This window comes from Streptomyces sp. NPDC031497 (assembly GCF_055580905.1).
Map to the genome: position 1 here is coordinate 215,608 of NZ_JBVIKO010000019.1, position 27,000 is coordinate 242,607.

At 68.9% G+C, this 27,000-nt stretch carries 22 protein-coding genes and 4 pseudogenes; 14 read left to right on the forward strand and 12 right to left on the reverse strand.

The genetic code is table 11. The features are described from left to right. The first annotated feature begins 137 nt into the window (after positions 1-137). Positions 138-647 carry a winged helix-turn-helix transcriptional regulator gene (locus ACZ5K7_RS33370; RefSeq protein WP_468919223.1) on the forward strand — a complete coding sequence of 170 codons (510 nt, stop codon included), beginning with the start codon at positions 138-140 and terminating at the stop codon, positions 645-647. On the opposite strand, the gene ACZ5K7_RS33375 is transcribed toward ACZ5K7_RS33370, so the two are convergent. After that, positions 578-880, reverse strand: coding sequence for a CGNR zinc finger domain-containing protein (locus ACZ5K7_RS33375; RefSeq protein WP_468919225.1), 303 nt, complete (start codon positions 878-880; stop codon positions 578-580). The genes ACZ5K7_RS33370 and ACZ5K7_RS33375 overlap by 70 nt on opposite strands. A gap of 2 nt (positions 881-882) precedes the next feature. Between ACZ5K7_RS33375 and ACZ5K7_RS33380 the strand changes: the two genes are divergently transcribed. Beyond that, on the forward strand, positions 883-1,755 hold the full coding sequence (locus ACZ5K7_RS33380) for an alpha/beta fold hydrolase (RefSeq protein WP_468919228.1): 873 nt from the start codon (positions 883-885) through the stop codon (positions 1,753-1,755). 346 nt (positions 1,756-2,101) lie between these two features. Here the strand turns inward: ACZ5K7_RS33380 and ACZ5K7_RS33385 are convergent, their stop codons facing one another. Beyond that, complete coding sequence (locus ACZ5K7_RS33385) at positions 2,102-2,401, reverse strand: hypothetical protein (RefSeq protein ID WP_468919231.1); 300 nt, start codon at positions 2,399-2,401, stop codon at positions 2,102-2,104. A 92-nt stretch (positions 2,402-2,493) separates the two neighbouring features. Here ACZ5K7_RS33385 and ACZ5K7_RS33390 point away from each other — a divergent pair, with 92 nt between their 5' ends. From ACZ5K7_RS33390 to ACZ5K7_RS33410, 5 genes are all read left to right on the forward strand, one after another. Continuing rightward, complete coding sequence (locus ACZ5K7_RS33390) at positions 2,494-2,658, forward strand: hypothetical protein (protein ID WP_468919233.1); 165 nt, start codon at positions 2,494-2,496, stop codon at positions 2,656-2,658. 442 nt (positions 2,659-3,100) lie between these two features. Beyond that, a complete protein-coding gene (locus tag ACZ5K7_RS33395) occupies positions 3,101-4,621 on the forward strand; it encodes a carboxylesterase/lipase family protein (RefSeq protein WP_468919236.1) in 1,521 nt (506 codons plus the stop codon). Between the two features lie 102 nt (positions 4,622-4,723). Then, positions 4,724-4,894: a hypothetical protein gene (locus tag ACZ5K7_RS33400; RefSeq protein ID WP_180292637.1), complete on the forward strand. Its 171-nt coding sequence runs from the start codon at positions 4,724-4,726 to the stop codon at positions 4,892-4,894. 211 nt (positions 4,895-5,105) lie between these two features. Next, positions 5,106-6,518, forward strand: a complete 1,413-nt coding sequence (lpdA, locus tag ACZ5K7_RS33405; protein ID WP_468919239.1) for a dihydrolipoyl dehydrogenase — start codon at positions 5,106-5,108, stop codon at positions 6,516-6,518. Positions 6,519-6,661: 143 nt separating this feature from the next. Next, the gene (locus ACZ5K7_RS33410) at positions 6,662-6,868 is read left to right on the forward strand and encodes a hypothetical protein (RefSeq protein ID WP_468919241.1); all 207 of its coding nucleotides are present in this window, start codon (positions 6,662-6,664) and stop codon (positions 6,866-6,868) included. A gap of 682 nt (positions 6,869-7,550) precedes the next feature. Here the strand turns inward: ACZ5K7_RS33410 and ACZ5K7_RS33415 are convergent. Further along, positions 7,551-8,156, reverse strand: coding sequence for a TetR/AcrR family transcriptional regulator (locus ACZ5K7_RS33415; protein ID WP_468919243.1), 606 nt, complete (start codon positions 8,154-8,156; stop codon positions 7,551-7,553). Between the two features lie 477 nt (positions 8,157-8,633). On the opposite strand from ACZ5K7_RS33415, the gene ACZ5K7_RS33420 reads away from it, so the two are divergent. After that, positions 8,634-9,485 (forward strand): alpha/beta fold hydrolase, encoded by an 852-nt coding sequence (locus ACZ5K7_RS33420; protein ID WP_468919246.1) that lies wholly within the window; start codon positions 8,634-8,636, stop codon positions 9,483-9,485. 1,589 nt (positions 9,486-11,074) lie between these two features. Beyond that, positions 11,075-11,941 (forward strand): alpha/beta fold hydrolase, encoded by an 867-nt coding sequence (locus ACZ5K7_RS33425; RefSeq protein WP_468919249.1) that lies wholly within the window; start codon positions 11,075-11,077, stop codon positions 11,939-11,941. Between the two features lie 389 nt (positions 11,942-12,330). Here ACZ5K7_RS33425 and ACZ5K7_RS33430 read toward each other — a convergent pair whose 3' ends face one another. Then, complete coding sequence (locus ACZ5K7_RS33430; RefSeq protein WP_468919252.1) at positions 12,331-12,903, reverse strand: TetR/AcrR family transcriptional regulator; 573 nt, start codon at positions 12,901-12,903, stop codon at positions 12,331-12,333. Between the two features lie 190 nt (positions 12,904-13,093). Between ACZ5K7_RS33430 and ACZ5K7_RS33435 the strand changes: the two genes are divergently transcribed. After that, positions 13,094-14,668, forward strand: coding sequence for a long-chain-fatty-acid--CoA ligase (locus ACZ5K7_RS33435; protein WP_468919254.1), 1,575 nt, complete (start codon positions 13,094-13,096; stop codon positions 14,666-14,668). Between the two features lie 360 nt (positions 14,669-15,028). Here the strand turns inward: ACZ5K7_RS33435 and ACZ5K7_RS33440 are convergent, their stop codons facing one another. The 3 genes and pseudogenes from ACZ5K7_RS33440 to ACZ5K7_RS33450 all read right to left on the reverse strand — a co-directional run. After that, positions 15,029-15,172, reverse strand: a complete 144-nt coding sequence (locus tag ACZ5K7_RS33440) for a hypothetical protein (protein ID WP_218968829.1) — start codon at positions 15,170-15,172, stop codon at positions 15,029-15,031. Beyond that, positions 15,169-15,567 (reverse strand): annotated as a pseudogene (locus ACZ5K7_RS33445) (SDR family NAD(P)-dependent oxidoreductase); the annotation flags it as partial. The pseudogene ACZ5K7_RS33445 and the gene ACZ5K7_RS33440, both read right to left, overlap by 4 nt. A gap of 28 nt (positions 15,568-15,595) precedes the next feature. Continuing rightward, positions 15,596-15,865: pseudogene (locus tag ACZ5K7_RS33450) on the reverse strand (SDR family NAD(P)-dependent oxidoreductase); the annotation flags it as partial. 737 nt (positions 15,866-16,602) lie between these two features. Here ACZ5K7_RS33450 and ACZ5K7_RS33455 point away from each other — a divergent pair. The 3 genes and pseudogenes from ACZ5K7_RS33455 to ACZ5K7_RS33465 form a co-directional block, all read left to right on the forward strand. Next, entirely contained in the window at positions 16,603-17,721 is a 1,119-nt protein-coding gene (locus tag ACZ5K7_RS33455) for a DUF6192 family protein (RefSeq protein ID WP_468919257.1), read from the forward strand. Between the two features lie 3 nt (positions 17,722-17,724). After that, positions 17,725-18,153 (forward strand): RacP protein, encoded by a 429-nt coding sequence (locus ACZ5K7_RS33460; protein WP_468919260.1) that lies wholly within the window; start codon positions 17,725-17,727, stop codon positions 18,151-18,153. Between the two features lie 110 nt (positions 18,154-18,263). Then, positions 18,264-19,080 (forward strand): annotated as a pseudogene (locus ACZ5K7_RS33465) (IS5 family transposase); the annotation flags it as partial. A 101-nt stretch (positions 19,081-19,181) separates the two neighbouring features. Here the strand turns inward: ACZ5K7_RS33465 and ACZ5K7_RS33470 are convergent. Together ACZ5K7_RS33470 and ACZ5K7_RS33475 are read right to left on the reverse strand one after the other, a co-directional pair. Further along, on the reverse strand, positions 19,182-19,682 hold the full coding sequence (locus ACZ5K7_RS33470; protein WP_468919294.1) for a hypothetical protein: 501 nt from the start codon (positions 19,680-19,682) through the stop codon (positions 19,182-19,184). Positions 19,683-19,757: 75 nt separating this feature from the next. Next, the gene (locus ACZ5K7_RS33475; protein WP_468919262.1) at positions 19,758-20,249 is read right to left on the reverse strand and encodes a hypothetical protein; all 492 of its coding nucleotides are present in this window, start codon (positions 20,247-20,249) and stop codon (positions 19,758-19,760) included. Between the two features lie 207 nt (positions 20,250-20,456). Here ACZ5K7_RS33475 and ACZ5K7_RS33480 point away from each other — a divergent pair. Beyond that, a pseudogene (locus ACZ5K7_RS33480) lies at positions 20,457-21,101 on the forward strand (hypothetical protein); the annotation flags it as partial. A 132-nt stretch (positions 21,102-21,233) separates the two neighbouring features. On the opposite strand, the gene tpg reads toward ACZ5K7_RS33480, so the two are convergent. The 3 genes from tpg to ACZ5K7_RS33495 form a co-directional block, all read right to left on the reverse strand. Further along, positions 21,234-21,791: a telomere-protecting terminal protein Tpg gene (gene tpg / locus ACZ5K7_RS33485; RefSeq protein WP_468919265.1), complete on the reverse strand. Its 558-nt coding sequence runs from the start codon at positions 21,789-21,791 to the stop codon at positions 21,234-21,236. A 91-nt stretch (positions 21,792-21,882) separates the two neighbouring features. Then, positions 21,883-23,970: a telomere-associated protein Tap gene (gene tap / locus ACZ5K7_RS33490; protein WP_468919268.1), complete on the reverse strand. Its 2,088-nt coding sequence runs from the start codon at positions 23,968-23,970 to the stop codon at positions 21,883-21,885. Positions 23,971-24,034: 64 nt separating this feature from the next. Then, a complete protein-coding gene (locus ACZ5K7_RS33495) occupies positions 24,035-26,425 on the reverse strand; it encodes a helicase associated domain-containing protein (protein WP_468919271.1) in 2,391 nt (796 codons plus the stop codon). Positions 26,426-27,000 lie beyond the last annotated feature (575 nt).

The window sequence follows — 27,000 nt, forward strand, 5'->3', positions numbered from 1 at the left end:
GGTGTCCAGGTGGTTGATGCGATTCTTCCGGCAGGTCCCCTGCGCGCCCGTTTCTCGTGCGGCCGGGTTGATGTGCCGACCATGACGCTACTTGCTGAGTATGGAAAAGTAAACTCAGGTGAGGTTAGAATCAGCCCATGGATGCAACGACCGAAGGTCTGCGGGACGCCGGCGTGGACCCCCGGCTCGACCGGGACACCTCGAACTGCTCGATCGCCCGGACCCTTGAGGTCGTGGGTGAGAAGTGGACGATCCTGATCCTGCGCGAGGTCTGGTACGGATCATCCCGTTTCGGCGAGTTCGAACGTGTTCTGGGCTGTCCTCGCAACCTCCTCGCGGCGCGGCTCAAGATGCTGGTGGAGGAAGGGATCCTGGCCACCGAGGCCTACAAGGAGCCGGGCTCGCGGAGTCGGACGAAGTATGTGATCACGCCCAAGGGTATGGACCTGGTCCCGGCCGTGATGGGGCTCCTGCAGTGGGGTGACCGCTACCGCGCCGACCCCGAGGGCCCGGCCATGCTGGCGCGGCACCGTGGATGCGGGGCGCACGTCGACGCCCAGATCCGCTGCGAACGGGGTCACGCCGTAGAGCCGGAAGACATCGAGAGCATCCCAGGCCCCGCCTTTCGTCTGAGGCCCGCCGAGTGACCTGAGCGCGGTGGCGCCAGGAGCTCGAGGGGGTCAGTCTGCCGGGGTGTACTCACTCCGCCTGGCCCGGCCTGGTGGAGGCGGACCTTTGTGCGGTTGCCGCAGCGGGACATGGAGCACCAGCGGCGGTTGCGGGCAGGGGGAGCGGTCCACGAAGCGCAGGGCGCATTCGTCCGCGCCGCAGACGCGTACTCGCCGGATATAAGACGGTATGTTGTGCCGAGGAGGCGCATTGATGGGACAGCCGACAGTGACGACCGGAGTGACGCAGGTGGACGGGGTCCGCCTTCACTACGTCCGGGCGGGATCCGGCCCCCTGCTCGTGCTGCTTCACGGCTGGCCGCAGACCTCCGACTGCTGGCGGCCGGTGCTGGCGGATCTCGCGGCCGACCACACTGTCGTGGCGCCCGACCTGCGCGGCTACGGCCTGAGTGACAAACCCACGGCCGGTTACGACAAGCGGCGGATGGCTGCCGACATCGCCGGTCTCGTTGAAGCGCTCGGCTTCGAGAGGGCCGCGGTCGTGGGGCACGACCGCGGCGCCCGTGTGGCGCACCGCTGGGCGCTGGACCGCCCCGAGCAGGTGGAGCGGCTGGCCGTACTCGACATCGTGCCCACCCGGGAGATGTTCCGCCGCTTGGATGCCTCCCTCGCCTCCGGGTACTGGCACTGGCTGTTCCAGATGCAACCCGACCTGCCGGAGCGTCTCGTGGGACGCGACATCCGCGGATATCTCGAGTACTTCTTCGAGCGCTGGACCTACAACCGCCACGGCCTGACACCCGAAGCAGTCGACGCCTACGTCCGGGCGTTCTCCCGTCCGGGTGCCCTGCGCGCGAGTTTCGACGACTACCGCGCCATGGAGCAGGACGTCGCCCTCGACGACATCGACGCCGCCGAGGGCCGGCGCCTCACCATGCCGGTACTGGCGCTATGGGGTTCCGTGGGGCTGCCCTCCCGCCTGCCGACGCTGGAGATCTGGCGCGAGTACGCGGACGACGTCACCGGTGCCGAGATCCCGGAGTGCGGCCATTTCATCCCGGAGGAGCAGCCGACAGCGCTGCTGGCGCACCTGCGGCCATTCCTGGCTGACGCAAGGGCTGTTTAGCGCGAGTTTCCGTCCATGAGCGCATCGGCGATCTCCTTGGAGAGCACCCACGATCAAGAGCGGCGAACGGATGTGTGCGAAGTCGGGAGTTGAACAGAGTGGTCAGCGCTTGGGATGTCGGGTTCACTGTGCGAGGTCTCGGGGAGGACGGCGATGCCGTAAGAGCTTCCTGCGCACAGGCCGATGCTTGCGCCCATGCCGAGACTGCCGCTGAGGAAACCGACGAATACCGGAGGGACATCACGTTCTTCGCGGCGAGGTGCCGCATCGTCGCGCCGGCATTCCGCGGTCTGCTGTTGGTGTACGGCGTGAGCACCGGGCTGCCGCAGATGATGTGGGCCTCCGGCTACGGCGTGAACTCCTCAGTCAGCTTCCTCCTCGTCCTCGAACCCTGGCCGACCGCATGGGCCGCCGGACAGAAGGAGGCGAGCCAGAGCAGCGGAGTCGCCCAGCGCGCGTCGGGGTGGAACAGTGCCCGCACCGCGGCCAGGTGGCCCCTGGCTCCGGCGGTCGGTGCGGCGACGACGGTGGGCCGGGGCAGGCCGTAGCGGTCCGCGACCGCGTGGGCCCTGTCCCGCTCACCCCGTGCCAGCAGCACGCCGGGCGCTTCCGGCAGCAGTGTGAGCAGCAGAGGCACGGCGATCACGGCCGGCGGCACGCCTGCCCAGAAGACCCAGTGCCAGCCCGCGGCCGGGGCCAGGGTCCGTCGCCGCCATGCCGCCGGCGTGGTACGAGGTCATGAGCAGGCCCGTGGTGAGGGCGGCTCTGCGCGGCAGTGCGAACTCCATGACCATGGCCAGGCACAGCGGCATGAGCCCGCCCAGCCCGAGGCCGGCGATGAACCGGCTGCACCCGATCAGTCCGACCCCTCCCGCCGTGGCGCAGATCGCCGAGCCGCAGTGAGCGCATCCGCGAGCATGCCGAACGTCGTCCAACTGCCCATGGTGCCCGCCCGCACTCGCCTGGGTCAGGCCGAGTCCCGCGTTGTCGAGCATGTGGGGCATCACGGCGCCGTAGAGGTTGATGTCCATGCCAGTCGAAGATCACGGCCAGCCAGCACAGGGCCAGCACAGGGAACACCTTGCGGAACGTGCGGGAGGGAGCCGACGCGGCGGACGAGGGGGAAAGAGAGCATCCGCGTCCTTGGAGGATGTGGGGGCCTCGAAGCGTGAGTCTGTCGACAAGTCGGTTCGCCTAGTGAAACATGGTTCACCTCAAGGCGAGCATGAGTCTCGGACGACGGTCGGCCGGTGTCAATGGGACCGCCGGTACTCCGTCTCGGTCACCCCACTTGCATCCCGTGCGTGGACCGTCTGCCCGGCAGCCGGTCCTTTGAGGAGTCATGATGAGCAGTAGCGAGTTTCCTGAGGTCAGGACGGCGGCGGGCGCGGTGCGCGGTCGCCGCGAGGGTGGCCTGGAGGTCTTTCGGGGCATCCCGTTCGCCCAGCCCCCGGTGGGTGCAGCGCGTTTCACGGCGCCGCGACCGGTGGACCGCTGGGACGGAGTGCGTGAGGCGTTCGCGTTCGGACCGCCGCCCCCGCAGGAGCCGATGGGCCCCGAGGCGGAACTCCCCGCCGGCCTTCGGGCAGGTGACGACTGGCTGACGGTCAACGTCTGGACGCCGGAGACGGACCCGGCCGCACGCCGGCCGGTGATGGTGTGGATCTACGGTGGCGCCTACAAGTTCGGCTCCGCCGACGACCCGGCCTACGACGGCAGTCGGCTCTCCCGCGACGGTGACCTGATCGTGGTCACCCTCAACTACCGAGTCGGGATCGAGGGGTTCGCCCTGATCGACGGCGCACCCGCGAACCGCGGACTGCTCGACCAGGTCGCTGCCCTGGAGTGGGTGCGCGAGAACATCAGCGCCTTCGGCGGCGATCCCGACCAGGTCACCGTCTTCGGCGAGTCAGCGGGCGCCGGGTCCATCGCCGCGCTGATGGCCATGCCGCGAGCGCGGGGTCTGTTCCGGCGGGCCATCGCCCAGAGTGTGCCGGGTACGTTCTTCTCCGCAGCGCTGGCCGGTGACATCGCCGAAGCCCTGGCCGGCGGGCTGGGGCTGCGCCCGACGGTCGCAGATCTGTCCGGTGTGGACCCGCGCAAGCTGCCCGAGGCAGGAGCCGCACTGACGGCCGGGATGCGCGGGTACGTCGACCGCTGGGGCCCGGTCGCTCTGACCCCGACCCCCTTCTCGCCCGTCGTCGACGGCGATGTCCTGCCCGCCACCCCGTGGCAGGCACTCGTGAGCGGCGCCGCGCGGGACGTGGAGCTGATCGCCGGGCACAACCGGGACGAGTACCGTCTCTTCCTCATGCTCGGCGGGCTGCTCGGACAGGTGGACGAGGCCCTGGCCTCGATGGCGCTGGGCCTGTTCGGACCGGCACCCGACGGCGAAAAGACCTATCGTGCAGCGTTCCCGGACGCCCCGTCGGAGTACCTGTTCGAACTGGTCCAGTCCGACTGGCTGTTCCGCATGCCCTCCCTTCACCTGGCGGAGGCGCAGATGGCGGGCGGCGGCCGGGCGCACGTGTACGAGCTGACCTGGGCCGCACCCGCCAACGGCGGCATTCTGGGCGCCTGTCACGGACTCGACGTACCCCTGACCTTCGGTGTGTACGGCGGCCTCGGCGCCATGCTGACCGGGCCCGTGCCCTCGCCCGAGACCGAGGCGCTCTCCGCCCGTTTCCGCTCCGCCTGGACCGCCTTCGCCACCACGGGCGACCCGGGCTGGCCCGCGTACGACGCCGAGCGCCGCCTCGTCCAACTCCTCGACGCCGAACCGACGGTCACCAGGTACCCGGAAGAGGCCGCCCGCCGCATCTGGGAACACCACGTGTTCGCCCCGCTGCCTCTGACAGCGGCGTAGCCCGGCCACGTCGGGGTTGCTTCGCTCCATGGTCGGCCAGGTGATGACCGGTCGGCCATGGCGACCCTGGCCTGCTGTCACCCTTCGCCGCGAACCGAATAGATGACGGGATCCCTCCTGGCGTGGGGCGCCGCCCGCGCGGCACAGCCGGATGCCGTCCTCAAGCCCGGTGCGCACGGCCCGGTCGCCACCTTCGGCCTCGACACCCTCAGGCTCGGTGCCGCCGAGGCCGGAGTACACGAAGTCAACGAGGCGTCGGCCCGCCGCCGATGAGGACTGAGCGGGCATAGATCACCGCGCCGCGACGCTGAAGCTGCCGTCGGGAAGCCGCTGCCGAGATTGCGGACCATACGGTCGCCTCCACCGTTTCCCCGCTGCGGGAGGTGGCGGATGCCGCCGCCGGCGTGTTGATGAACAGATCGTTCGATCGGGAGTGCGTCCGCCCTCGTGGGGGCGGCCCGTCCCAGCGGAAAGGAAGCCGTCCATGGACGAGCAGGGTGAGCGCTTCGACGTCGTCGTACTCGGCGCGGGCCCCGGCGGATACGTAGCCGCCATCCGGGCCGCCCAACTGGGCAAGAGCGTCGCGGTCGTCGAGGAGAAGTACTGGGGCGGCGTCTGCCTGAACGTGGGCTGTATCCCCACCAAGGCCCTGCTGCGCAACGCCGAGCTCGCACACATCTTCACCCGCGAGGCGAAGACCTTCGGCATCAAGGTCGAGGGTGAGGTCTCCTTCGACTACGGGGAGGCCTTCCGCCGCAGCCGGAAGGTCGCGGACGGCCGGGTCAAGGGCGTCCACTACCTGATGAAGAAGAACAAGATCACGGAGATCAGCGGCCGCGGCACGTTCCTCGACCCGCACACGCTCCAGGTGGCCGACTACGACGGCAACACCCGCACCATCGGCTTCGATCACTGCATCATTGCCGCCGGGGCGAGCCCCAAACTGCTGCCCGGCACCCGCCGCACGTCGCGCGTGGTGACGTTCGAGGAGCAGATCCTCGCCGAGGACCTGCCACAGTCGATCGTGATCGCCGGTGCCGGCGCGATCGGCGTCGAGTTCGCGTATGTCCTGCACAACTACGGTGTGCAGGTCACGATCGTGGAGTTCCTGGACCGGATCGCCCCGCTGGAGGACGTCGAGGTCTCTGCTGAACTCGCCAAGCAGTACCGGAAGTTGGGGATCCAGGTGTTGACCTCGACGCGTGTCGAGTCGATCGACGAGTCGGGCGCGCAGGTCCGGGTCACGGTCACCGGCAAGGACGGCGCGCAGCAGGTCCTGGAGGCGGACAAGGTGTTGCAGGCGATCGGCTTCGCGCCGAACGTTACCGGCTACGGCCTGGAGAACACCGGCGTGCGGGTCACCGAGCGCGGCGCGATCGATGTCGACGGCCGTTGCCGCACCTCGGTTCCGCATATCTACGCCATCGGCGACGTCACCGCGAAGCTGATGCTCGCGCATGCCGCCGAGGCGATGGGAGTGGTCGCCGCCGAGACGATCGCGGACGCGGAGACCATGGAGCTCGACTACGTGATGATCCCGCGATCCACCTTCTGCCAGCCGCAGATCGCCAGCTTCGGCTACACCGAGGCGCAGGCGCGGGAGAAGGGCTTCGACGTCCAGGTCGCCAAGTTCCCGTTCACCGCGAACGCCAAGGCGCATGGCCTGGGCGACGCGAGCGGGTTCGTGAAGCTGATCAGCGACGCCAAGTACGGCGAGCTCCTCGGCGGTCACCTCATCGGACCCGACGTCACCGAACTCCTGCCCGAGCTGACCCTGGCCCAGCAGTGGGACCTCACGGTCCACGAGGTCGCCCGCAACGTCCATGCCCACCCCACCCTCGGTGAAGCGGTCAAGGAAGCCGTCCACGGCCTCGCCGGCCACATGATCAACATGTAGGGGGATGCTCGCCGCAGCGGCAACAGGGCCCGTCGGGGATCGGACGGCTTCGCGCCCTCGAGCTTCCGAGGGCCCTGATCCTTTGGCGCGGGGCGATCCGGGGCGGGGGTTCTCGGAGGCATTTGAGAAGCTCAACGCCGTAGATGTCTGGCGCGGGGCAGATCGCCGCGCTCCACCGCGTGCGCCAGCACGCCCTCGACGGCCTGGAGGCCGATCGGTCAGGAGGCCACTCGATCGCGGTCTCCGCCGCCCTCGCTCTCCTGCTCCACTGGGGGCTTGTCCGCGACCGGCAGGTCGGCGACGACGACATCGCGGCGATCGTCGACGCCGTCCTCATGCCCTTGCTCTGACGGCCATGCGTACAGCGTCACCGGCAGGCGATTGATCAGACGCGTCCGGGCTCTGTGACCGTTGCGGCTTCAGGCCCCTGCGGGAAGGGGTGTCCGTACGGGTGTGGCGCACCGAAATGCCGACAGGTCGAGGTTCCCCGAACAGGAGGGCCCGGCAGGAGTACGAGATCTACGACCTGGCCACGGCCTTGGCTCGGGTCGCGATCCGGTTGGCTGCGGCGCCGAAGACGTCGTGTGCGATGCGGTCGTCGCTGACGAGGTCGCGGTGTGCTCTGGAGAAGTGGCAGGCGGAATCCGGCGGCAGCCGTGACACGTGCGGGTCGGGTGGTGTGCGTCGTTTTCCTGGTTCCCCGGGAACTGTGCGGCCTCGTTAGGCAGCGCTATGTCGACTCCCTGCACTGACGGTCATGGTCGCACCCTCGCGGTCGGCGGCGAACCCCGGGGCGCCGGGGTGAGCGTGAACGACCTGTACGACGAGCTGATGCGGCACCTGGGCGAGTCCACGAAACCCGGACCGGCCGGCTGGTCCTTGTGGCAGACGACGCCCGCGACGTCGCGCCTGGGCGTAGAGGGTGGACGGGTCCGCGTGCAGGCTCCGGGTGTCGAGTGGACGCCTCTTCCCGTAGGGGGGCGCGGCGCGGGCGGTGCGGTGCGCGCTCCGCAGTGTCTGTGTGTACGCCGGTCAGTGCGCCGTCCTGGTGTCCCCTTCGTGTTCGATGCCCAGGAGCGCGAGGGCGTTGTGGATGCCCTGGTCGAGGACTTGGTCGGCGAGCTGCGGGTCGGCGAGGGCCCGCGAGAGCTGGAGTGTGCCGGCCATCATGGCGTAGGAGCTGAGTGCCATGGGGCGGACCGAGAGCGGGTCGCCCGGCGCCAGGCGGGCGGCGATGCCGTCGGCGATCACCAGTACGCCCTGGGTGTAGGCCTGCTTGGTCGGGTGTGTGCAGCGCCCTATCTCGTCGAGCAGAGCGGCGGAGGGGCAGCCGACGTCGCGGTTGTCACGGTGCCAGGGGGACAGGTACCAGCGCACGATCTGTTCGAGGCCGGCGCGGCCCGGTTGTGCGTGCGCGACGATGCTCGCGTTCTGGGCCTGCAGCTGGTCGGCGATCGTGGTGGCCACCAGGTCGTCCTTGGACGTGAAGTGGGTGTAGAAGGCGCCGTTGGTCAGCCCGGCGTCCTTCATGAGCGCCGTGATGCCCGAGCCGTCGATGCCGTCCTCCTTGAAGCGGCGGCCCGCCGTCTCGATGATCCTCCGCCTGGTGGCCTGCTTGTGCTCTTTCCTGTATCGCACCGCACACTCCTCTGCACGCCGGGTGGGCCGCTCGCCCTCCGTCGGCTCCTCCAATGTATTGTATTGTGAACGTAATTCAATGACTCCGGATTCCGGTGCCTTCGCGGCCGGTGCGGGGCCGTCGCCCCTCGGCCCCCGCCGCGCCGGACCGCTTGCGCCGCCGGCCCGCAGGCGGTTCCGCGGCGGGGCTGCGGGCTCCGCTCACCTCGGGAACCCCCTTGCGTGCCCGAGTCGCCCCTGCTTAGTATTATGAACGTAATTTAATTGTCCTGCGGCTCGGCGCGGTGGATTCCGGGGTGATCGGAGCGAGCCGGTGACCGAGTGATCCGAGCAGGCCGTCGGCCTGATCCACAGCCCTGGCTCGCCGCATGGGGCGCCGGCCGAGGGCAGCGACCCCGCAGACCCGGCATGTCTTGGTGTGCTGCGTGAGCAGACCCGCGAGACATGCCGGGCACCCGCCCACAAGAGAAGGACGTCATGAGCACCTATCTGGCAGACAAGGCCGAGAACCTCACCGTGGAGGGGCCCTCCGCGACCTTCACCTACCGGCGCATGGGTCCGCAGGGCGGTGTCCCGCTGGTCCTGCTGCAGCGTTTCCGGGCGACCGTCGACTGGTGGGACCCGGAGTTCCTGGACTACCTGGCCGCCGACCACGACGTGATCGTGTTCGACAACGTCGGCGTCGGCTACACCACCGGCGAGCCGCGCGACTCCCTCGACGGATTCGCCGAGGGCGCCGCCGAGTTCATCGAGGCCCTCGGCCTCGCGCGGGCCGACGTGCTCGGCTGGTCCCTGGGGGGTTTCGTGGCCCAGCGCCTGGCCGCGCGTCGCCCGGAACTGGTGCGCAAGATCATCGTGGCGGGCAGCGGCCCGACCGGCTGGGTGCCCGGTGCGCCGGAGGCGAGCGAGAAGGTCCTGGGCATCATGGCCAAGCCCGACGCCGACCTGGAGGACACGCTGTTCCTGTTCTACCCGGAGACGGAAGCGGCCCGCGCCTCAGGTCACGAGCACTTCGCCCACGTCGCGACCCGGCTCGCCGCCGGCGGCCCTGCGGTCTCCGAGACGGCGGCGCAGGGCATGCTCGCCGCGATCGGCCAGCTCCTGGCAGCCCCCTTCGACGAGGTACGGGACGAACTGGAGTCCATCAAGCACCCCGTCCTTTACGCCAACGGCCTGCACGACGTGATGGTCCCCGCCCACGCGTCCTACGTCGCCGTCCAGCACCTGGCCGACGCCACCCTCCTCCTCTACGGCGACGCCGGCCACGCCTTCCTCTTCCAGCACGCCAAGGCCTTCACCAAGCAGGTGGCCGACTTCCTCGCCGCCTGAAGACGCCGACCGCGCTGCCGATCCCGAACCCCGGGCGACGGCCGGTCAGCCATCGTGCAAGCGCCGCCTCTCGGCTGTGAGGCGGCGCCTGCACGTCTGCTGACCGTCATCACCGTCGAGCCTGGGCAGTCGGTGCGTACCGGCGACGTGACCTCTTGAGCGCTCCCCGACACGACAGGGCACGCCTTACTGGTCTTCCGCCTGCCGTCACCTCGTGCCTGTCCTGCGGACAGGGGTCCGCGGGTCTGCTCCCGTCGCCGGCGGTGGTCGGCGACCGGGACTTTCGGCGGCACGCAATTTTGTGTGAAGTCGGCGGCGCGGAGGTCCTCGATGCGTGAGCTGCTTGGGACCGGGAGATCGAACTCACCCGGTCCCACGACGCGGCGTCCCGAGCGACGACGACGGTGCAGTCACCGGCGAGAAAGAGGATCATCACCTCGACCCGTTCGTCCGGCTCGACGCCGACCTGGGTGAAGGCCTTCACTTCGCGAGCGGTCGGTCACGCTCGTGACGCGGTCGCGGGCATACGCCTGCACAGTCTCCCGTGCCGGACGGCGGCCCGTCCTGGTCAGTGTCACCGTGGCCCGCAGCCTCCCCGTGGACGTGACAACCGATTCTGGATCGTCGGGTCCGAGTCTTGCACCGCCGTGCAGCTGAGGCCCTCGCCGGGCGAACAGCGGATCCTGTGTCAGATCGGCGCACCTGTAGCCGTGCTGCCCCAGGACCTGGCTGGCAGTAGAGCGGAAGCCGCCCGCTCGGCTCGATGCGCCCGAGCAAGAGCTCGGCGATCGCCCGACCGCCTGCACCCCCTGGGTGAAGGCCTGGACGATGGCGTCCGCGCCGAGTGCCCGGGCGGGCAGGATCGAGGGCTTGCCATGGATTAGGACGACGAAGGGCCGGTCGAGCTTCCAAAGGGCGTCGAGGAGTGCGATCTGACGTCCCATGAGCTCCAGCGTCGCCATGGAGCGGCCTTCCCCGGTCGGGCCGGCGGTGTTGCCGACGAGCGCCGCAAGCGCTGCGCCAGGTCCGCTGCGGGCGCAGGTGGGAGTTGCGTCGCAGCGGTGGCGGGGGGTTCGGGGCTGAGGCGGGCGTCGTCGTGGTCCACGGTGCGCACTTTGGCCCAGTCCTCGTCCTGAAATCCGGGACACAGCCAGGCGTCGTCCTCACTCCGGGCATCGACGTCCTGACTGTCGTACAGATTGTCGGGCTGTCTGCGGGCGGTCGGGGGCCGGGCGGCCACGACTCGCCGGTCACGACCAGCGTCCCGTGCCGTCGGCACAGGTGAGCCGCTTCTGACCTGGTGGTGCACTGTGCTGTACACCACTACGCTCGGCGGAACCTGTGGTTCCACCGTTGCGCATCTCGTTCGGCTCGCCACTTGCACCCTGATGGAATTATGGTCATACTTCAATAGTCGACGGGTTGTTCAGAGACCTGATCCAAGGGGTTTCCCGCTTCCTGGGCCTCCTCTGACCGCCGACCCCGGACTGCAGCCGCAGCCGGGAGACCGGGAACCGCTTTGCGCCCACCTTCGAGGAAGCAGAAATTCGCGCACGGTGGCGGTAACCCACACATCGAAGGGCACGACCGTGAATGCACGCGAAACACAGGGCGACGTGGTGACGTCGTACAAGAACGCGCAGACCCGCACCGTCACCGCCGACGGAGTGACCTTCGCCTACCGCGACCTCGGCCCCCGGACCGGCATGCCGGTCATCTTCATCACCCACCTCGCTGCGGTCCTCGACAACTGGGACCCCCGGGTCGTGGACGGCATCGCCGCCAAGCACCGGGTGATCACGTTCGACCTCAGGGGCGTGGGTGCGTCCACCGGCAAGACGCCGAAGACCATCGAGGAGATGGCCAGGGACTCCGTCACCTTCATCCGGGCGCTGGGCTTCGAGCAGGTGGACGTCCTCAGCTTCTCGATGGGCGCCATGATCGCCCAGGTGATCGCCCAGACCGAACCGCAGCTCATCCGCAGGCTGATCCTCGCCGGCACCGGTCCGGCCGGCGGCGAGGGCATCAAGAACGTCACCCGGATCTCCCACTTCGACACCGTCCGGGCGCTGCTCACCTTCCAGGACGTGAAGCAGTTCCTTTTCTTCACCCGCACCCCGAACGGGATTCGGGCCGGCAAGGAGTTCCTGGCCCGCCTGAAAGAGCGCACCAAGGACCGCGACAAGGCGATCCGCCTCACCTCCTATTTCTCCCAGCTCAAGGCCATCCACCGCTGGGGGCTGGCACAGCCGCAGGATCTCTCCCGCATCCAGCAGCCCGTGCTCGTCGCCAACGGCGACGACGACAGGATGGTTCCGACGTCGAACTCGCACGACCTGGCCCGGCGACTGCCCAACGCCGAGCTGGTGATCTACCCCGACGGCGGCCACGGCGGCATCTTCCAGTACCACGAGCAGTTCGTGCCGACCGCTCTCGAGTTCTTCGGCCGGCCGTAGGGCCGCGATGCGGTCTGCGTACGGGCCGAGGACGTGGGTCAGAGCCGTGACGCCCGGTGGGCGGCGGCTCTGTCACCTGTTCGACGTAACCGGCCTGCTCGCTTCTCGGCCAAACGGCGCCGAGCCGGTTGTCGTGCAGGATGGCGACACGCAGACCGGTGTGGTCGGCGTCCCGTCCGAGCGCCAGGCCCAGGAGCGCGCTGCCGCTACGGCGCATGCCGAACGCGCGCGACGCCGGCCGCCGTACGAGCGGAGGACCGTCGCGTCGGTGTCGCTGCCGAGAGCGCAGTCGCCCCAGGGGCCACCCACTCGGGCTGAGCGCGCAAACGCGGGTGCACGGCGCCGGCGTCCCGGCCCTTGTCAGGTGCTCACCCAGCCGGTACTGACCGTCATCGCGCGAAGGCGAGGGCGTTCTCGATCCCCTGCTTGAGGACCTCGTCGGAGAACTTCCGGTCGGAGAGCGCGCGGGAGAGCTGCAGCGTTCCCACCGCCATGGTGTAGAGGCCGATGGCCTGACTGCGGGCGGACTGGGGATCCTCGGGCGCCAGACGGGCGGCGAGCTCGTCCAGGATGGCTTTGGCGCCGTCGGTGTAGGCGTCCTTGGTCGCGTCACCGCAGCGGCCGATCTCGTCGAGCAGGGCGGCGGACGGGCATCCGTCGCCGGGGTTGTCCCGGTGCTCGGGCGACAGATACCAGCGAATGAAATCCTCGAGTCCCTCGCGGCCGGGCCGCAGCGTGTCGTACTGCTTGACCTGCGCGCGCAGCTGCTCGGCGACGACGTGGGCGACGAGGTCGTCCTTGGACTCGAAGTGGGCGTAGAAGGCCCCGTTGGTGAGCCCGGCGTCGGACATCAGCGTGGAGATGCCGGAGCCGTCGATGCCGTCCTGCTTGAACCGGTGGCCGGCCCGCTCGATGATCCGCTGCCGCGTGACCTGCTTGTGCTCCTTGGCGTAGCGCGCCACAGGCTTCCTCCCTCAACTCCGCCGGGCCATTGCCTCGTATCCCATCCTAATCTATGGTCTGACGCACGTAATATTACGGTCGACAGGTGATTTTGCGGCCGATCCGCCGCCCATCGGACGGCAGGCCATGGGCCCACGTGGCGGTCTCGGCCGTTGCCCGGCTCGACCGCCCCGGAGAATCAGGAGAGCAATGATGCTCAGCCCGAGCCGCAACGTGTCACGACTGCTGACGGACACCGCGTCCCGACACCCGGAGCGCACCGCGATCGTCTTCGGTGACGACCGCATCACGTACGCCGCCCTCGACGCCGCCGCCAACCGTGTCGCGAACCTGCTCGTCTCGCGCGGGATCAAGCCGGGCGACAAGGTCGCACTGTCCTGCCCCAACGTGCCCCACTTCTCCAGCGTCTACTTCGGCATCCTCAAGGCCGGCGCCGCGGTCGTGCCGCTGAATGTGCTGCTGCGGTCTGGCGAGATCGCCTACCACCTCGCCGACTCGGACGCGAAGGCGTACTTCGCGTTCGAGGGCACGCCGGAGCTGCCGATCGGACAGGCCGCGTGGGAGGGGTTCCGGGCGGCCGAGGGCTGCACCGAGTTCTTCCTGATCGAGAGCGGCGGCGCGGCCCCGGCCGGGGGAGGAGCCGGGAGACCGGAGTCCTATCAGGCGGTCGTCGCCGAGCAGCCCGTGACGTTCCGGACACTCGAGCGCGACGAGGACGACACCGCGGTGGTCCTCTACACCTCCGGCACGACCGGCCACCCCAAGGGCGCGGAGCTGCGCCACCGCAACGTGTACGACAACGCGCTCGTCGGCCGCGACCTGTTCGCCGCCGATCCCGGGCGCCCCGACACCTACCTGTGTGTGCTGCCGCTGTTCCACGCCTTCGGCCAGACCGTCGTCCAGAACGGCGCCTTCGCGTTCGGCGGCACGATCGTGATGCAGCCGAGGTTCGAGGCGCAGGCGGCCCTGCGTCTCATGCTCGCCCACGACGTGACGTTCTTCGCCGGCGTTCCGACGATGTACTGGGGTCTGCTCGCGGCGCTCGACGAGACGGTCGACGTCGCCCGCCTGGCGGCGAACCTGCGCGTGGCGGTGGCCGGTGGCGCGGCGCTGCCCGCCGAGATCCACAAGCAGTTCAAGGACCGCTTCGGTGTGACGATCCTCGAGGGCTACGGGCTGTCCGAGACCTCGCCGATCGCGTCCTTCTCCCGTTTCGGCGAGGAGCCCCGCGTCGGTTCGATCGGTGTGCCCATTCCGGGCGTGGAGATGAAGCTCATCCGCGATGACTGGTCGGATGCCGAGGGTGGCCCCGAGGCGATCGGGGAGATCGCGATCCGGGGACACAACGTCATGAAGGGCTACTACAAGCGGCCCGGCGCGACGGCCGAGGCGATCAAAGAGGGCTGGTTCCGCTCCGGCGACCTCGCCCGCAGGGACGAGGACGGCTTCTACTACATCGTCGACCGGTCCAAGGACATGATCATCAGGGGTGGCTTCAACGTCTATCCGCGTGAGATCGAGGAAGTCCTCATGGAGCACCCTTCGGTCTCGCTGGTCGCTGTGATCGGCGTACCGCACGAGTCCCACGGCGAGGAGATCAAGGCCGTCGTGGTGCGCGAGGCAGGCAGCGGCACGACCGAGGACGAGCTCGTGGCCTGGGCGAAGGAACGGCTCGCCGGGTACAAGTACCCGCGCATCGTCCAGTTCGTCGACGAACTGCCCCTGACCTCCACCGGCAAGATCCTCAAGCGCCACCTTTCCTGATCAGGCCGGCTCGGCCAGGGCGGCGGAGCCAGGTGGCAGAATCAGGCGGCCAACCTGGGGTGTGTCCGGATGCGATGGCATCGCGCACGTACCCACCTCAGGAAGGTCACCCGGTAGCCGGTAGCCGGTAGCCGGTAGCCGGTAGCCGGTAGCGTGTACGCGGCAGGATGAATCTGTGACGGCAGAGAAGCCTGGGCACCTTCACCCGCCGCTTCACGAGGAGTGGGCATGAGCGGGGGACGCCGGCCGAATCAGCTGAGGGTAGGCCGGGCTCCTCACCTCCTGGAGACCACCGACTTGCCGGCGGACGAGATCGCGGGCCAGGTCGGCTTCGGTGCCGACAGCCCGCTGCGACCTTGCTCAGCGGCCTGACCGCCCGTCGAGCTTGCCGAGGATCGCGTGCAGCACGCGATCCTGTGCCAGCCGCCCGTCGATCGCCGGGTTGATCACTCCTCGCAGCACGGACAGCGGGGCCAGCGAGCCGGCCGGATCACACGGGGTCAACGGTGTTCGATGGCCTGCACGACGGCTTCGGCGGCCTGGTCCAGTTCCAGGCGCTTGAGCAGCGGCCGCGGCGATGTCCTGGCTAGCATCTCAGTGATCGCAGGATCCGCGTCGACGCCGTTTCTGATCATGTCCGTCTGGATCAGAGAGAAGTAGGCGGTGGTGGCGGAGGCGCCGTGGCGGGCGAGTTCCACGCGCAGTCCGCGCCCGAGCTGCTCGACCGCGGACTTGCTCATCGCGTAGGGAATGGCCCCCACACCGTTGAGGAAGGCGAAGACGGAACTGATCAGGACGACCTGGCCCTGGTTGGCGATGATCTGCTCCATCGCCGCGCTGACCGTGTTGACGACTCCGTTGATGTTCACGGCCAGCACCTTGTCGACCGCGGGTGCGGGCGTGGCACGGAAGTGTGGAGCCCTGCCCCATGAGGCCGGCGTTCGAGATCACGACGTCAACCCGCCCGAACCGCTCACACACGTGGGCCACGGCATCGTCGAGCGCGCTGCGGTCGCAGACGTCCGCGGTAGAGCCGACGACGTGGGACGACGAGATGCCGGCCGCGATCTCCGGCGTGTCCGGACGCAGATCCACGATGCCGACCTGGGCGCCGCGGGAGAGGAGGGTTCGGGCCGTGGCGCTGCCGAGTCCGCCGGTGATGAGTACGACCTTGTCGGCGAGTTCGAATGCAGTCATGCGGATGCCTCGTCTTCAGCCATGGGATGGGGCTGAGTCCACGTCCCGTGCGGCGAGTCCGGATGCGGAGCCGCGGGACGGGACCTCGTGGTCATCGACGGCGCACCGCTCGCGTCGCGAGTGCATGTTCACCGCTGTTTGGCTGCGCCGTGCGTACGCCGAAGCACCCGAGGAAGGCGACTGCCTCGGGCGCCGGGGGCTGTGGTCAGTGCCTGTTTTCGATCCCCGGTTTTGAGTAACTTTGGGTCCTAGGCTGGCTAGGTGTCTGAGGACGCCGGGGAGGTCGGAAAGCGGATGTGCGGAGGCTGCGGTGTACGGCTGCGGCCGGATGCACGGCCCGCTGCCGTGTACTGCTCGGCGGCCTGTCGCGCCAGGCAGTGGCGCCGGGACCGCCGGTTGCGCAAGCGGGTGGCCGCCGAGTTGAGCGGTGCCGGCCGGGCCGAGTGTCCCGAGTGCGGGACGACGTGGGTGGCCGGGGTGGACCGCCGTTCGAACGCCGTTTACTGCTCGCGGCGGTGCGTGACGAGGGCCTGGCGGGCCCGGAAGGAAGTGTTCGGCGAACGGTCACCGTGACCGCATCGCGAACGCATCCGAATCCCAACTCCGGTCAGAACCCGGTCAATTGCGGTCGTTCGTTGTGATCGTCGTATTTACGGTCTGACTCTCGGACGTGAGCGGGACGGGTTTCGCCGCGGCCGAGGGGTCGTGCCCTGGGCTCGCGGTGGGTGGTGGATGCCATGCCCGAAGAGATCAACGACGCCGACAAGGTCGGCAGCGTCAGCGCGAACCGGTACGCCCAGATCGTGGCCGAACTGCGCAAGCTGGTGGAGACCGCCAGCCGGATTCAGTTCTCGGTCGGCGACTACGCGCTGGAGGTCGAGCCGATGCGCGAGTCCGGCGGTCAGGAGCGGGGTGACTCGCTGTTCACGGTCAGGGAGTCGCTGTTCCGGCTGGCCGAGGACATCGGGCTGTCCTACGCGATGGTGGACAAGGCCCGGTGGACCGCGTCGAGGTGGCCGAAGGACCGGCGGGTGTCGGGGGTGTCGTTCACGGTCCATCAGATCCTGGCGTCCATCACGGATGACGAGGAACGGTTCGCCGCTGTCCTCACCCCGCCGGAGGGGAAGTCCCGGTGGACGCCGGACGAGGCGAACCGGCGGGTCGGACGCCAGGTCGCCAAGCCCGTTACTCCGCAGGAGAAGGTCAGCGCGATCCACACCCTCGCCCGGGACGAGGAGGTCGCCGCCACCGTCACCGGTGACTTGCTGCGCAGGCCGGCGGTCGTCGCGCAGGTCAAGAACGAGGACAAGGTCCGGGCGGTGGAGGAACTCACCCGGGAGGACCAGGTCGCCGCCGCCGTCGCCCCCGACTTCCTGCGCCGCCCCGCAGTCGTCGCCCGCGTCGCCAAGGCGGACAAGGTGAAGGTCGTCGAGGAACTGACCCGTGACGAGCACGTCGCCGCCGAAGTGACCACCGGCCTGCTGCGCAGGCCGGACGTCGCCTTCAAGGCGATGTCGGACGACACCGCCCGCCACCAGGTCAACCAGGCCCAGGTCGAACGGGGCCGGCAGGCCCGCGAGCACTTCGAGGACACCAGCCCCGTCGCCCCGGCGATCCGCAACATCGACCGGTCGGTGGAGTTCCTGGACCTGGTCACCGCCTGCCACGCGTTCGTCGCGGCGTCCGGCCGCGTCGTTCCTGGCCTGCGCGACCGCCAGCTCGGCGACGACGAACGCACGATCATCCACGAGAACGTCGCCCGGGTTCGGGCAACCCTGGACTGGATCGAGACCGCAGTCGACACCGGCAAGGTCGACGTCGACGGCGAACTGGCCCGCCTGCTGCAAGGCGAGTAGGCGATGCCACGCGCCTCCGAGCGCAGATCACCCGCAGCCCAGCGACACGCCGACACCGTCCGGTTCGTACTCTTCGAGGCCCGCCCGGCCGGTCTGACCTTCCCCCAGCTGGTCAGATCCAGCGAGCTGTCGCCCCACCAGACCCGCTCCGGGCTGGCCTGCCTGCGCGACACCATCACCGAACGCGGCTGGCCGCCCCTGATCTGGACCCGCCCGGACGGCTACAAGTTCTGCGCCGACCCGGCCGAGCTCCAGGCATACGAGATCGCGGTCATCCGCGGAAAGCTCACCGAGATCCGCCGCTTCATCACCGGCACCGTCGCCCCGCACGCCGTCCTCCAGCCCAAAGGGCGGTGGATCAAACACCTCAACACCCAGCTCAACTCGGTCGAGTCCACCCTCGACGTCATCGCCGACTTCACCGACGCATGACCGGCGGGGCCGCCCAGTCGGCGGGGCGGCCCGCCCCCGTCCGGGATGGAGGGATCACGGTGTCACGCAGGCGCTGCTACCCCTCCGACACCTGGGACGACGAGTAGAGCCTGATCGAACCGTTGCTGCCGACGCCGGCCTGCGCGACGAGGGCCGGGGGCCGTCCGGAGAAGCACCCGCGCCGGGAGATCGTCGACGCGATCCGCTACGTCGTCGACACCGGATGCAAGTGGAGGGCCCTGCCCAAGGACTTCCCGCCCTGGCGCACGTGTTACGGATTCATGGCCCGCTGGGCAGCCGCCGGCATCGTCGGACAGATCCGTGACCAGCTCCGCAAACGCATCCGCCGCGAGATGGGCAAGGCGCCCGGAGCGGTCGCCACCGTCATCGACTCCCAGTCGGTCAAGGCCGCCGACACCGTCGGCAAGGAATCCCGCGGTTACGACGCCGGCAAGAAAATCAACGGCCGCAAGCGGCACCTGGTCGTGGACACCAAGGGCCTGCCGCTGTTCGTCATGGTCACTCCAGCCGACACGACCGACCGCAATGCGGCCAAGGAAGTCTTCTTCAGGCTGCGGCTGATGCACCCGGAAGTCACCATCGTCTGGGCCGACTCCGCCTATGCCGGACAGCTCGTGACCTGGGCGAAGACCTACCTGAACCTGACGATCAAGACCGTCAGCCGCCCGAAGAACGTCCCCGGGTTCGTCGTTCTGCCCCGGCGCTGGGTCGTCGAACGCTCACACGCCTGGATCATGCACGCCCGCCGGCACGCGCGCGACTACGAACGGCTCATCCAGCACTCGGAATCGCTCATCACCTGGGCTGCGATCACCTTGATGACCAGGCGCATCACCCGCCGAAACTCCCGCAGGAGCGGACAGCCGGCCTCCCGCGAAGCCCAACGTGACTGATCGCATCGGCACTGACGGTCAGCAGTCCCACCAAGAGGTCACCAGGCCCTCGAACCGGCCTCACTGTCGCACCAGAACGACGGCCCCATCGCCAGAGCGAGCCGATCTCCGTGATCACTGCGGTAGGCCGGCGTCGGTGGCCCGGCGGAAGACGTCCCCGCACGTAAGGTATGGCGTTGGCTGGCGTTCGGTGAGGGTGACCAGCGCGTGGCGGACTTCCCTGCTGAGCTGGAAGAGCCGACGGCTGGACTCCCCGCCCTTGTAGGCGTACATGCGGAAGAGGCCGACGGCCGGTCCGCCACGGCCGTCGGCGGAGGTGTCGGGGAGCCCGGCCAGCAATTCGATGTCGCGCTTGCTGGTCGCCGCGTCGGCCACCACACGCAGAGACAGTGCGTCAAGTTCCGCAGCGGATACGGAAGCAGCGACCGAGACGGCGTGGGCCGCCAAGGCCACAAAGACCTCGATCAGCCGCTGGCCTTCCGCGACGTCGATCCCCCAGGTCCGCAGGTTCTCGTGGCGACGCTCCTGACGCCATGGCTCCTGGTCCACCAACGGAAGCAGGACGCGACCAAGGTGTACGCAGCGACGCCACATCAAGTCGTGCTCCGCGGTCACAGCAGATCCTTCCCACAGCAAGTGAAAGGTCTACGGCGAGCCAGCCTGACCCACCGTAGGCCCATCATTTTCCCGCTACGCGCAGGGAACGTACAGGACGGGGCTCTCTGGTGTGGCTCCGCCCACCTGGCCGCTCGAGCTCACGAAGGTGCCGACCGTAGTGGTGCGCCAACCGACGTTCGGGTCACCGGGGTGGTTCACGCAGGTTGCCGCTGATGTGGACGACCGCAGCGGCGGGGCACAGAGGGACTGACGAGAGGTCGCTGCTGTCATCCACTGGTTAGAGAAGTTGTTGTAGAACTCAAGGTCCACCTCGCTGGTGCAGGCCACGGGCCCGCCGGAGCAGGTTTTGATGCCACCGACACCCGTCATTCGGGAACCACTGTGGTTGGGCTTCAGCGCGTTGAACGTACAACTCGTGTCTGCTGCAGTGCCCGGGTCTTGCAGCGTGACCGTGACTTCAGGCGGTGCTGTGTTCGGCGACGGGTCCGCCAGCGCCGCCGGAGCGCTGGTGGCGACCAGCGCCGCACTGATGGCAAGAGCAGATACCACGGTTCTTAACCGCATGAAACATCCTCCTTTTCGCAGTACAGCCCGGCTGCCCATCAGCTGAACTGCCTTACGCAGAGAACGAACCGTAGGTGCGGAACACGGGCTACAGGAGTGGCGTACCAGCCAATCGCTCCTCTCCTGCCTCATGTGCCCAAGAAATCGACTAGCCCCAACCAGCACATCACCGCGCTCGCCGTGTCATGACCAGTTCAGACACAGGCACTCAGCGACCGTTCCGCGCTCGTGCGTGCCTGCGCCCGGTATGTCGTACGACAGCAGGGTGTTGACCCGGCGGTTTGGTACCGGGAGCGGTGCACGACACCGGACGACCCCGATTTGCCGCCCGGTGCGGTCATCGGGCTGGCCGAGTGCGGGAACCGCGCGGACGCCGGGCTGCTGCGGCTGCTGCTCGTGCACCCGGCGGCCGGGGTGCGGGCGCGAGCGGTGGCAGGGCTGCGGGCGCTGGACTGCGCCGATGCGGAGCAGTTGCGGCCGCTCCTCGACGACCCTGCCGCCGGTGTCGTCCGCGAGACCGCCGCCGCCCTGCTCCCCTCGGCCAAGGAACTGCCCGCCGACTGGCTATTGGAGCGCACCAGTACCCATCGGCCGCGGCACGTCCGCGTCGGCGCGTTCCGGCTGCTCGACGCGCGCGGCGGCACCGTGGCGCTACGGGCGGCGGTCGGTCTGTTCCAGGACCCGGATATGAAGCTGCGCACCTGGGCCGCGCAATCAGTGCAGCGCTGGCATCCGTCGCCTGACGGGCGGCGCGGCGACGCAGAGGTGGGTGAACTGCTCGAACAGAGCCGACACCTCTTCAGCGACCACATGCTGCGCCGACGCAAGTGGGAAGCCGGGGTGGACAGCTGAGACTGCACCGCGGTCCAGAACTCTGCTCAGCACTCGCCCCCCGGTGGCCCTGGTGACAGCACGCCTGCCTACGTGACAACGATCGTGCCTTAGCTCAAACAAGCAGGTGCCGGGCCTGCGGCCAGCGCCAGGTCAGTAGTCGAGGTCGAGGTAGTCGATGTCGTTGAGGGTGACGTCGGAGAGTCCCAAAGCGCGGCTGCCGCCGTCCTGGAAGTAGATCTCTTTGAGTCCTTCGGCGATGATTCCGCGCATCTGCTGGTCGCTGGCTCCTGTGTTGCGGGCGTCGAAGAGGCGCTGCGCGTAGGTGGGGGGGAGGTGGACGGTGAGGCGGCGGAACCGTCCGTCGTCGGTCGTCCCGACCGGCGCGGTGTACCCGAACCGGGCCCTCGTCTCCACCGTGATCCCGGTTGTGGTGGCGGCCTGACGCTGTCGGCGCTTGCGCACCAGGGGCTGCCAGCGCTGCCGTACGGCGTCGTCGATCTTCGCGGCGACGTCGGCGCGGGCGTGCTTGCGGGCGCCGCGCCGGTAGCGGTTGACGGAGTCGGCGGTGACGCCGATCTCCTGCGCGACGGCCTTCGCGCTGCCCAACTGCCTGATCAGGTAGCCGATCTGCCCCTTCAGCGTCTTGGGCGGCTGACGGGTGAACGCTTCCCGGTCGGCCCGCTCGATGGCGTCCTCGATCTCTGCCACAGCTCAGCCCTTCTCGACGGTTGGGTCCTGGCCGCCCGTGCCGGCCGACGGGAACCAGGTCCTGTGCGGCGGACCGGTGTCAGGCACTGGCCTACTCTCCTTCGTCGAGGACGGCGTCGCCGCCCTTGATGTGCCGGGCCGGGTTGTAACCCTGCTCCATGAGGTCGACCGCCCACAACATCGACTGGACGCCCTCCAGCTTCGCCAGGCCCGGGGTGGGCCCGAGGCGGAACCCGCCGGGCTGGGGCTTGCCGGAGGCGGCGTACGGCAGGAAGTCGAGCGGGCTCTCCCCCGGCGAGGGGTAGACGACGCAGTCGGAGAGCACGGCGAGCGGATACAGGCCCGTCATCGTGGCCATGTTGCGCAGTTTGCGGTGCATGTTGACCCGGGCCTTGGCGATGACGGCGGCGCGGATGTCGGGGCGCCAGGTCGGCCGCTGAAGGGCCGGCCACCGCTCGCCCTCCTTGTACTTCTTGCCCTGCGGGCGCTCGCGCAGTTTTCCGATGCCGCCCTTGACGGTCGCCTTGATGGCGGCGAGGACGGCTGCCAGGGCGGGGTCGACGTCCTTGTGCCGCTCCATCGCGGCGAGGAACTGCCGGTCGTCCAGGTCCTTGGTGACGCCGAGGTCGGCGAGGGTGTCGGCATAGGCGGTCTTGAGCCGGTCGTGCCACGGGTCCAGGTACGCGCCGGTCTCGCGGCGCAGGTACGCCTCGAGGGGCTGGACGTTGTAGCCGAGTTCCTGGGCGTAGGCGACGGTGTGCGTCTGGTACCAGGCAGGTCCCGCCGGCCGGGTGCCGTCCGGAGTGAACGGCGAGGGCAGACGCGGGTCCACCTCGACGTGGGACAGATCGACCAGCCAGCTCCCGGGGATCTTCGGGGTGAAGGCCGGGGCGTGGAAGTGGTCGGGCGCGCTCAGGCCGACGACCAGGCGGGCCGCGGCGGCGAGGAAGGCGGTGTTCAGATCCAGGCCGACCGCGTACGGCAGCGTGCACTCCTCATCCGTCAGCAGGCTGACGTCGCGCACCCACTGGTACGCCTCCTCGTTGAGAAAGCCGCCGGTCCAGCCGGAGTTCACGACGACGGGGTGCTCAGGGGTGGCCTCCGGCGGCGCCGGGTCCATTGGCTCCGTGCCCAGCGAGCCCGGGTTGAGGCCGGGCACCCAGTTCCCGCTGGCTTCGTCGCGTACCGCGCGGGTGGGCGGGCGCAGCGCCGTCATCAGCTCCAGCCCGGACACGGCGGTGGAGCCGCGCGGGGTGATGACCCGCTGGGCGTACACGCCGAGGACGCGGGCGATGTCGGCCGGCTCCATCTCCGCAACTCCGGGCCAGGACCGCTCGTCCAGGGCGTCCCACGACAGGATCGCCAGCTGCACGCACTGCCGCTCACGCCCCTGGACTTTGCGGTAGATCCTTGCCCACGGACCGAACCCGCGCTGGGTGAGCCGCCACTTCGCTTTCACCACCTGCTTGACCACCGGATGATCCTCCGCAAGGCGCAGGGAGCGGCGCTGCTCGTGGCCCTCCAGGCGCTCGGGCAGCCCGAGCTTCACGGCGGCCGCCGCGGTGAGCACGATCAGCGGGTCGCTGTCCTTGCCGTTGCGGTGCAGGCGCGGCGCACCGAGCCCGGATTCCTTGAGCGTCCACTCCACCAGCTCCACCACGCTGGTCGCCGGGCAGTCGAGCACGATCCCACCGACGCCGTACGCGGCCCCCTCACCGTCCAGCACGGCGAGCGGACCGTGCGGGAAACGCGGATCGGCCGCCGGCTGCGCCGCCTTCGCCGCGGCAGGCCGGGCGGCGGGACGCACCGGCCCCGCTGCCGGGACGGCGGGAGCCTGCGGGGCGTGTGCCGTCTCCACCGCGGACGCAGCCGGTTCGGTAGATGCCGCGGGCGCCGTCGCGGCAACCGAGACTGCCGGGGCCGTACCGGGGGAGGGGTACTTCGCCGCCCACCCCTTCAGCAGCCGCTGGTAGGCGTCCAGGCGCGGCGACTTCGGCTCCGAGCGGCCGTTCTCCCAGTTCTTCACCGACTGGGTCGTGGTCTTCAACGCGGTGGCCAGGCGGGCCTGGGTGATACCGGCGGCCTCACGCAGCCGGGCACGCTCCGCCGGAGGCGGCAGGTGCGGCTCCTCGTTCAGCAGAGCGTCGACGGACGCGAACAGCTCTTCCTCAGATGCCATTTCCCTGCACCTTCACGTCAGAACCCGAGACTTCTTAACCACAAACTTATCCCACCCCTTAACCCTACCGTGCCCATTCGAGTCCCAGCGTGGCGAGCGCGGCGAGTTTGTCAGCGGTGAGCTTCCCGCGCCTGCTCTTGCTGTTGCTCAAAAACACCCCTAGCCGGACCTCTGTCCCATCCTCCAGTCGCTCTACGTGCCCTCGTGGGACGGTCACTGAGCCGGTGCGGGTCTTGTACTGCGCGAGGGCCGCTACGCCCCGCTCGAAGGCGCTCACGGGCGCCGTGGACGGCTTCGCGGGCACCTCTGCCTCCGGTGCCGGGGCCAGCGGCACGATGCCGAGCTGCTCCAGGCGTTCGCGCTGCCCGTCCGTCAGGGCCTGCCAGACCTCGGGCTTGCGCTGCCGGGCCAGCCACTTCCCGATGTCCATGCCGTGGACCGTGAACCCGGGCAGGACCTCCGCCTGGCCGTCTTCGTCGGCGACCAGCTCGCGCAGCGCGGCGTAGTGCCGCTGCCATTCCGCCGGCCACACCGGGTTCCAGTCCTCGTCCACGGCTTCCAGCGCCGTCTTCCACCCGGGGTGGCCCTCCAATGCACCCGTGCGGCGCAGGTTGGACAGCCACTGCCCGACCGGCTTGTCCAGCATGGTCGCGGTGCGGGGGGCGCAGAGTGTCCAGTGCTGGTCGTAGTAGGCCTTGGCGGCTTCGAGGTTTTCCTGGAAGCGTTCATCGGCCACCGACCACACCATGCCGAGCTGCTCCAGCCGCCGCGCGCGCTGTCCGCTCATCTGCCCAGCCGCGTAAGCACGCCGCTGCTCCGCGACCCATTGCCCAAGCGGTGTCGCACCCTCGCGGTGTCCGTAGGGCACCCTCGCGTTCCCGGTCCGCTCGACGTATGTCTTCAGCTTCGCCCAGCCGCGGGCCCAGTCCTGGCGTTCGGTGTCGATCACGTTGAAGGAGACCCAGTCGGCGACCATCACCGGATCCCTGGGGGCGGCGAAACGGAGCAGCAGCCGGGATTCTTCCTCGCCGTCTTCGGGCGCGACGCCGATGTTCACGGACGGTTGCGCGACGTCTTTCTGAGGCTCCTGCGGGATGGCGAGCAGTTCCACGGCCTCTTCATCGTGGGCCCGCAGGCCTTCCAGGACTTTCACCAGGGGCCGGTAGGAGCCGGAGGTGAACATGTCCTCCGGCTGCTCTCCGGGCTGGAGGAAGACGGGCACGATCAGGGAGGCGAGTTTGCCCTGCCCGGGCTTCTGCCGCAAAGCGCGCCCGATGGCCTGGACGATGTCGTGCGGCGCTCCCTTGGGGTCCAGGAGGGCAACTGAATCCACCGCGCGGATGTCGACCCCCTCGCCCAGGACACGGCAGTTCGAGAGCACGGCCCGCTGCGCCGTAGTCTCGAACGAGCCGAGGACCTCCCGCCGGCGTTCGGGGACGTGCTCCCCGCACAGCCAGTCGGCCCAGATGTGCTTGGGGTACGTCTCGGGCTGGTCGGCGTGCAGTTTGGCCGCGACGCGCTCCAGTCCTTCCGCGTACGCCTGTGCCTCGATGGTCCGGTGGTGGAAGGTGATGCACGTCGACAGGCCGTGCTGCGCCATCGTGTGCAGCAACGCGGCCTGCAGCGCCCCGAGCCGCTGCCCCCGCACCTCTTCCGTGTGCCGTTCCTCGCCCATCAGCTTCTCCGGGGTGACGACGGGGTCCTTCAGCTCCAGGACGATGATCTGGTACCGCGCCAGCAGGCCCCGGGAGACGGCCGAGGCGAGCGAGAGCTTGTACAGGACAGGCCCGAAGACCTTCTCGTCGTCCATGGAGGCCGTCATCTCGCCCGGCAGCGGGTCGCGAACCCCTTCGCCGACTTCGCGGTTGAGCCGCTCTTCCCAGATCCGCGGTGTGGCCGTCAGGTACAGCCGCCGCAACGCCGGGATGACGCTCTGGTCGTGGATGTCTGCCCACGCCTTACCCATTGAGCCACTTGTTCTGTGGGCTTCATCAACTACCGCGAGGTCTAGTGGATCAAGCTTCTGCCCGTAGACGCCCTCGAACGCCTCCGCCAGAACACCCAAAGACGCGTATGTCGCGTAGATGGTGACCGGCCCGGAGCCGTGCCACAGCGCCAACTGGATGGGGTTCGTCGTGGAGCGCACCTTCAACGACCACAACTGCGGATCGTCCTGAAGCGAACACACCGCAACCGTCGGCCCCTTGTGCCCAACCTCGTGCCACGCCTTCACCGTCTGCGCCAGCAGATCCAGCGTCGGCACCAACACGAGTACGCGGCTCCTGGGTGCAAGCCGCTTCGCCGACGCCGCAGCCATAATCGTCTTCCCCGTGCCGCACGCCGCGTGCACCTGCCCGCGAAGACCATTCCAGGGAATACCGCCCGGCGGAACATCAAGACCCCGCACAATGGCGGCAACGGCCTCGATCTGGTGATCACGCAGCTTCACGGCCATGCCCCGTGTTCTCCTTTTTCGCGGAATGCGGCGCGTAATAGCAAATAGAATTCAGGCGCAAGGTGCGCGGCGGTAGGGATGTAGCATCTGATTCCAGACTCTACACAGTCAAGACTCGTGATGCATCACCCGTACACCACTTTCACGCTCAAGGATGGAACAGTGACTCGATCTCACCCACGAACAGTCGACTGTCCTCTATGCTGACAGGGCGATAGGTGAACATGCCGGGACAGGTAGACGGTGGAGGAGGGGTTCAGGGTGGAGCGCAGCGGAACCCGTCACTACAACCAGGCCGGCATCCCGTCAGACCGACAGTCCGTCACATCCCTTGCAGAGATAGTAGCTGGGAATCCCAAGCCCTACACAGCCCCGCGCGTGATGCACCCACCCCCTACTGCCAGCCCCAGGAATCCCGCTTGCGGGATTCCGTCAATTCGCGCTTGCGCGAATTGACACACACTCAGAATTCCGCTTGCGGAATTCGATTCACGCGCTTGCGCGGGAATCTGGCGGAGCGTCAGCGGAGCCGTTCTCTATGCAGCGCGCCAGCGCTGCATATCCCGCTCCGCGGG

Coding starts and splice junctions, on each gene's coding strand:
- ACZ5K7_RS33370 (WP_468919223.1), top strand. CDS start 138: ATGGATGCAACGACCGAAGGTCTGCGGGACGCCGGCGTGGACCCCCGG.
- ACZ5K7_RS33375 (WP_468919225.1), bottom strand. CDS start 880: ATGCGCCTCCTCGGCACAACATACCGTCTTATATCCGGCGAGTACGCG.
- ACZ5K7_RS33380 (WP_468919228.1), top strand. CDS start 883: ATGGGACAGCCGACAGTGACGACCGGAGTGACGCAGGTGGACGGGGTC.
- ACZ5K7_RS33390 (WP_468919233.1), top strand. CDS start 2,494: ATGAGCAGGCCCGTGGTGAGGGCGGCTCTGCGCGGCAGTGCGAACTCC.
- ACZ5K7_RS33395 (WP_468919236.1), top strand. CDS start 3,101: ATGAGCAGTAGCGAGTTTCCTGAGGTCAGGACGGCGGCGGGCGCGGTG.
- ACZ5K7_RS33400 (WP_180292637.1), top strand. CDS start 4,724: ATGACGGGATCCCTCCTGGCGTGGGGCGCCGCCCGCGCGGCACAGCCG.
- lpdA (WP_468919239.1), top strand. CDS start 5,106: ATGGACGAGCAGGGTGAGCGCTTCGACGTCGTCGTACTCGGCGCGGGC.
- ACZ5K7_RS33410 (WP_468919241.1), top strand. CDS start 6,662: ATGTCTGGCGCGGGGCAGATCGCCGCGCTCCACCGCGTGCGCCAGCAC.
- ACZ5K7_RS33420 (WP_468919246.1), top strand. CDS start 8,634: ATGAGCACCTATCTGGCAGACAAGGCCGAGAACCTCACCGTGGAGGGG.
- ACZ5K7_RS33435 (WP_468919254.1), top strand. CDS start 13,094: ATGATGCTCAGCCCGAGCCGCAACGTGTCACGACTGCTGACGGACACC.
- ACZ5K7_RS33455 (WP_468919257.1), top strand. CDS start 16,603: ATGCCCGAAGAGATCAACGACGCCGACAAGGTCGGCAGCGTCAGCGCG.
- ACZ5K7_RS33460 (WP_468919260.1), top strand. CDS start 17,725: ATGCCACGCGCCTCCGAGCGCAGATCACCCGCAGCCCAGCGACACGCC.
- ACZ5K7_RS33475 (WP_468919262.1), bottom strand. CDS start 20,249: ATGCGGTTAAGAACCGTGGTATCTGCTCTTGCCATCAGTGCGGCGCTG.
- tap (WP_468919268.1), bottom strand. CDS start 23,970: ATGGCATCTGAGGAAGAGCTGTTCGCGTCCGTCGACGCTCTGCTGAAC.
- ACZ5K7_RS33495 (WP_468919271.1), bottom strand. CDS start 26,425: ATGGCCGTGAAGCTGCGTGATCACCAGATCGAGGCCGTTGCCGCCATT.